This is a genomic window from Edaphobacter sp. (assembly GCF_035532915.1).
Taxonomy (GTDB): Bacteria; Acidobacteriota; Terriglobia; order Terriglobales; family Acidobacteriaceae; genus Edaphobacter.
In genome coordinates this window covers 1-5,267 of the sequence record NZ_DATKQC010000479.1, presented here as the reverse complement: position 1 = coordinate 5,267, position 5,267 = coordinate 1, and the positions used below count along the sequence as shown (strand labels likewise).

At 58.3% G+C, this 5,267-nt stretch carries 4 protein-coding genes and 1 pseudogene; 1 reads left to right on the top strand and 4 read right to left on the bottom strand.

What is annotated here, in order from left to right; genetic code table 11:
- Positions 1–42: 42 nt before the first annotated feature.
- Positions 43–471: an SDR family NAD(P)-dependent oxidoreductase gene (locus VMU57_RS22305; protein WP_325387465.1), complete on the bottom strand. Its 429-nt coding sequence runs from the start codon at positions 469–471 to the stop codon at positions 43–45.
- Positions 468–915 (bottom strand): annotated as a pseudogene (locus tag VMU57_RS22875) (acyl-CoA dehydrogenase family protein). Before VMU57_RS22875 ends, VMU57_RS22305 begins: the two are co-directional and overlap by 4 nt.
- A 3-nt stretch (positions 916–918) precedes the next feature.
- Here VMU57_RS22875 and VMU57_RS22295 point away from each other — a divergent pair.
- Positions 919–1,575, top strand: a complete 657-nt coding sequence (locus VMU57_RS22295) for a hypothetical protein (protein ID WP_325387463.1) — start codon at positions 919–921, stop codon at positions 1,573–1,575.
- 168 nt (positions 1,576–1,743) lie between these two features.
- Here VMU57_RS22295 and VMU57_RS22290 read toward each other — a convergent pair whose 3' ends face one another.
- Positions 1,744–3,267, bottom strand: coding sequence for a UvrD-helicase domain-containing protein (locus VMU57_RS22290; protein WP_325387461.1), 1,524 nt, complete (start codon positions 3,265–3,267; stop codon positions 1,744–1,746).
- Positions 3,264–5,027, bottom strand: coding sequence for an ATP-binding protein (locus tag VMU57_RS22285; RefSeq protein WP_325387459.1), 1,764 nt, complete (start codon positions 5,025–5,027; stop codon positions 3,264–3,266). Before VMU57_RS22285 ends, VMU57_RS22290 begins: the two co-directional genes overlap by 4 nt.
- Positions 5,028–5,267 lie beyond the last annotated feature (240 nt).

Genomic DNA, 5,267 nt, shown 5'->3' with positions numbered 1-5,267 from the left:
CGGCTTTGGTGGCGTTGTACGCACCCAGCATCGGCGGATGGATCAGCCCGGCCATCGACGCGACGTTGACGAAATAACCACCGCCCTGGCGTCGGAACATAGGCGTGAACACCTTGCAACCGCGCACCACGCCCAGCAGTTAATGTTCACCGCCCACTGCCAGTCTGCCAGCGACTGCTCGTCGATGCCGCCGGCCATGGCCACGCCGGCATTGTTGACGACAATGTCAACGCCGCCCCATTCGGCCTGCAGCCATTTCGCCGCCGCCTGCAGATCTTTCTCGCTAGTAACGTCGCAGTCGATGAAATGTGCTTCCACGCTGAGCCCCCGAAGCGCGCTCAGGGTTTCGGCGCCGCGCTTTTTGTTGATGTCACCGATACACACCCGATAACCGGCGCGTCCATGGCGTTCGGCCAACGCGCGCGCCAACCCTGAAGCGCCACCGGTGATGAAAATGCGTTTAGCGTTCATTGTTTCTCCTTGGCAGGACGCTTCGATCCTCGCGTTGCATGCTTCCCCAGTTCCATACGCGTGATCAAACCTCGATGCACTTCGTCGGGCCCGTCGGCCAGACGCAGCACTCGCGTCCACGCAAACATCGCGGTCAACGGGAAGTCATAGGTCAGGCCGGCGCCGCCGTGCATCTGGATCGCCGGATCCACCGTCCGCTGCAACACATTGGTGCACCACCTTGATCGCCGAGATCTCGGTCAACGCCGGGATCGCGCCGACCTGGTCGATCTTCCACGCCGCATATAGCGTCAGCAAGCGGGCATGGTCGATGGCGATACGTAGGTCCGCAATCCGCTCGCGATTGCCACCCAGATTGACCAGATCCTTGCCGAACGCCTGGCGCGATAAACCACGTTCGATCATCAGATTCAACGCGCGTTCAGCCGCCCCGATGCAGCGCATACAATGAAGGAGACGTCCTGGCCCCAGCCGGCCCTGTGCGATCTCGAAGCCACGGCCCGCGCCCAGAAGCAGATTGGACTTCGGCACACGGACGTTGTCGTACCAGACTTCGCCGTCGCCGAACGGCACGTCGTATTCACCGAATACTGGCAGCATGCGCTCGATCCTGACCCCCGGCGCATCCAGCGGGACAAAGCCAGTGCCGCGCGCGATGCGTTGATGACCGTGCCGAAGTCGGAGCGCGCCGCCGCCCTGATGGCATCGGGTGGAGCCCTCAATATATTGCTCGATGGAGGCCTTTCGAGGGCCAAGCTGGACTCAGAGCACGCGGTAAGCGCGACGCGTCAAATTGGCGCTTTCACGCTTGACCAGCTATCAGACTTGGCGCTCCGGATGGGTTTCGACGAAATCGCAAATTGCCACACCCGGGAGGCGCTTCAGCTGCGGCAGTTGACGCAGGGACGCGAGTCAAAACCAGTTGGTTGTCGCCCCAAGGTTTATCCGGCTCTCGGGAAAGAGGATATCGATCGCCTGGCAGCCACTGGAGACATGGCGACACTGGATGGACTGACGAAGGACTGGGCTAAGCAAACGTGGCTGTCGGGATTTATGACGGTGACGTACAACCAACATACCAAGGATGAGAAAGGCTCAGACTAAGGGTCAGGGTCAGGAACTGACTGCAACAAAGTTGGTACTTTATCGTCGCAACAAACGACGGCAATGGGTCGGAAAGCGACCGTCGAGCAATACTTACCAACCGACGATCCAGCGAACGGCGACCAACGGTCGTTTGCTGGCCGAGAGCGGGCGCTTGCCCGCCTACACTCACATCTTGAACAACGGGCTTGTATTCGTATCAGGAACAACTAGCGTCAGTGATCGCTTGGCTCGGCTGATTGCTACATACAGCTTGCACTTCGAATACTCGCTCGACGAGAACTGGGCACGATTGCAGGCCATGACCATGACATGATCGCATTCCAGTCCCTTGGCTTTGTGGATGCTACTCAATGTTCGTGGTGGCGGAGATGGGCGTGAATAAGACCTACGTCGCGCAATCTCCGAGAACCCTTCCTCTGCGTCTGAGAATGGACCCAGTCGAATCGCGTCCCGGAACTCGGCACGATGATCGATCTTGACGTCGGAAAACCCGTCCCCTCCAGCCTCGACTAGATCCTGAATCGCTCCAACTGCATCCGCTATGCCCTTGGACGAAGGGCTCTCCAGTATCAACCGCGCAATCGCTTGGATGTTGGCAGGCTTCCCTTTCGTACCGCGAATGCAGCCTTCCCTTATCTCCTGCGACAGACGGTCGCCGTGGCTTCTCTGCGTGAACCCGACGGAGACGCCAGAAACGAATTCTATCAGCCCTTGGGCAAGGCCTTCGGCGTCGCCGTGTTTGTCTCGCATGACGGTGACGAGCGCGGCCAATGCATTCCGCGTATGCCCTTCCCAAATCGGGATGCTCCGCATCCAGAATCCACGGAGTGCAGCGACCAGATCGTTTTGCGATGCAAGAATCATTAACTGATCCAACCTGTTGACCAACTGATTGATGGGTCGCCGCTGATTCGAGAGACGGTAGCCGCCATGCTGTTTTGCGACGTTGTTAGCGCGTAGAACGGTCAGCGACTCCGGCACCGCCTTGGTTAGGTCTATAGGCTGGTCAGCTTTTAAGCTTTCCCGTGCCGAGCGAATCCATTCTCCGAGTTCGGCGCATCCCGTTTGCCATCGATGTGGGATATCCAAGATTTCGCAGGCCGCAACCTTCTTCAAGGCCCCCCAACGCGCTTGTTCGGCCTTGGCAGCGCGAGCGGTCTGTCCGCCGTAAATTCGCTGGAGCGGATCGCCAAAAATTCGGAGTATTGCGCCGTTGCGGTGCAGCGCCATGATCACTTCATGCTGGTCGGCGCTCGAATCCTGATGTTCGTCACAGACGACCACCGGGTAGCGTATGGCGAGAGCTCTCGCCACCATGGGGTGTGCGCCAAGAAATGCGGCGACCTTCGCCGCCATGACCGAAAATCCGTTGCCGTTGTCCCGCCAAGCCCACGAAGACAGGTTCGATGGCAGTCTCAACGCCTGACGATAAGCAGTCGCGACCTGCATGATGAGTGCATCGATGGTCTTGATCTCGACCTTGCTTCCGGCACTCTTCGTCTTCTCGGCAAAAACTGAACATGCCGCATGAGTATGCGTAAGGACAAGGAGCCGACCGCCATCAAGGGTCGCCATAGCGTCCCTTGCGTAGCTGGCACCCTGATAGGTCTTCCCGCAACCGGCTGCGGCCTCGATGAGCACAAGTGGTTGATCGGAACGGAGTACCGCTGCAACCGCCTCATCGCTCATAAGGTCAGTTTATCTTTCGGCGGCAGGCCTGCCGCGACCAAGATCGCACTGAGCAACGGACCCAACTGCGGACTGATCGCACCCCACGCGCCCAGAGCGACCAGTCTTTGGGCGAGTTCACGCCCGCCCTTTTCGGATTTGAACCAGTGTTGGGAGTGCTTCTTCCATGCTTTCTCATCTCCGGTCGGCGCCCCTTCCTTGCTACCAGTGGCGGCAGCAACAATGAGTTCGCGTAGTGTTTTCCCCTGATCGGCCGAGGCCCGCACGATGGACGCCAGTTGTTTGTCCTGGACGCCGAGTCGTTCCGCGATCGTTCGCAGACGATCGCCGTCATACGCGCCATCTTCATCTTTCAGTAATTCGGGCAGCTTGTCTTCCGCTATCTCCCGGATCACTTGTTGCTCCGTACACCCTTGTTGCCACTGATGGAGCCTGTCACCCAGCTTTCGCTTCAATAACTGCCAACGGCCGGGATCGGTACCTTCGTTGTCCACCAATCCTGCGAAAATGAGGCCGGAGGCAGACAGCGTCTCCAGCAGGTCGAGGGTTGCGTAGTTCCCCTGGCCATCGCATACGCGCACACCGTGGTCTAGTGGAGCGGAGCCAAACGCCTTTTCCAGAAAAAACTTCAGAAACCCGACCTCTGTAGGACCTTCCGCGATCACAGCCACCTTGGCGAGGAATGTCTCGGGATCCCTGCGCTGTTGGGCCGCGATTTTGCCGCGCGCTAACGCACCGACGTTGCCATTAGCGTCCATGTACCACAACTGTGCCTTCTCACTGCAGGCGATGGCCACTGGGCTATGCGTGGTAATAAATGCTTGACCCTCTTCATCCGAAATGACGCTGACGAGCTTGCGCAGTCGATAGGGCTCCAGCCCACGTTCGATCTCGTCGACTAACGTGATACTCACCTCTTTCTCGGCAGCCGAGGCAATCTCCAGGGCAACCATCCGCCTTGTACCGGAGCCCCAGGTGCCAAGTGGCAGGCTAACCCCATGCTTCTTGGCCAGCAATCCGATCAGCGCGCCGATGGATAGCCCTTGGCTCGTAGTCAGGCCGAGCTTCAGGTCATGCGGCAAAGCGGAACCGACCAGACGCTTGTCCAACTCGTCAATTGCGTTCCTTCCACCCGAATTCAGCGACCCTTCGACGTCCAGTTCCGAAATTTGCTTTCCGATGCGCGCACGCAGCGCGCTGTCAGCAAGCAGCCGATCCAATCCGGAGCCATAAACCAGCCGAAGGTCACGGTCATTGTGATCGTCCGTACTCAGTCGAACCACGCCAATCTTACGGCGAACGCTGACGGAGAAATGATCCGCTTCGTCGTTGGGCTGCACTAGTTCCCACGCGAGTTCTAGTTCAGTGGTTCCTCGTACGCGTACCCGATACACAGGATCATCGGCATCAAGCGTGTCCTCGCCTTCCTCCTTGGCTACCGGCTGTACCGCCTCCGTTCCGTTCCACGTCCACGGCCAAGAGAAATTCCTTTGCGTATTGACCCCGGAAGCCTCAGAAAGCGATATCACTGCCTCGATGAAAAATTCCTGCGAGCTGTCTCGCTGCCAATAATCAGACTCCGACAATGCGGTCGAGTTCGTCGGACTAAGTAGCAGCGCGATAGCTTCCAGGATCGTCGTCTTTCCAACATCCCCGCCACCGAGGATTATGTTCATGCCGGACACAGGTCTCCATTCGAGTCTTTCGATTCCTCGAAACCGCGACACCGTCAATTTGCGAATTTCTGCGGCGCTCCCCATGGCATCCCCTCACAATCTCACTACGAGAATACGGTAGCAGGAGGCGGCGTGAGTCGTCCTAGTGTACTGCTTCTAAGATAGTGAACCAATACATTTTGTATGCTGTCAAACGAGGCACAAAGCCTTGGACGCAGACAATGAAGCCACCGATCTTCCTCGATGACGAACAGCGCCGTACGCTGGAGCAGTGGAGTCGGTCACGTACGGTGAGCGTGCGGTGGCGAGAACGTGCTTTGATGG

Bases quoted from the DNA above. Each gene is read 5' to 3' on its own strand.
- VMU57_RS22285 (WP_325387459.1), bottom strand. From the start codon at position 5,027: ATGGGGAGCGCCGCAGAAATTCGCAAATTGACGGTGTCGCGGTTTCGA.
- VMU57_RS22305 (WP_325387465.1), bottom strand. From the start codon at position 471: ATGAACGCTAAACGCATTTTCATCACCGGTGGCGCTTCAGGGTTGGCG.
- VMU57_RS22295 (WP_325387463.1), top strand. From the start codon at position 919: ATGAAGGAGACGTCCTGGCCCCAGCCGGCCCTGTGCGATCTCGAAGCC.
- VMU57_RS22290 (WP_325387461.1), bottom strand. From the start codon at position 3,267: ATGAGCGATGAGGCGGTTGCAGCGGTACTCCGTTCCGATCAACCACTT.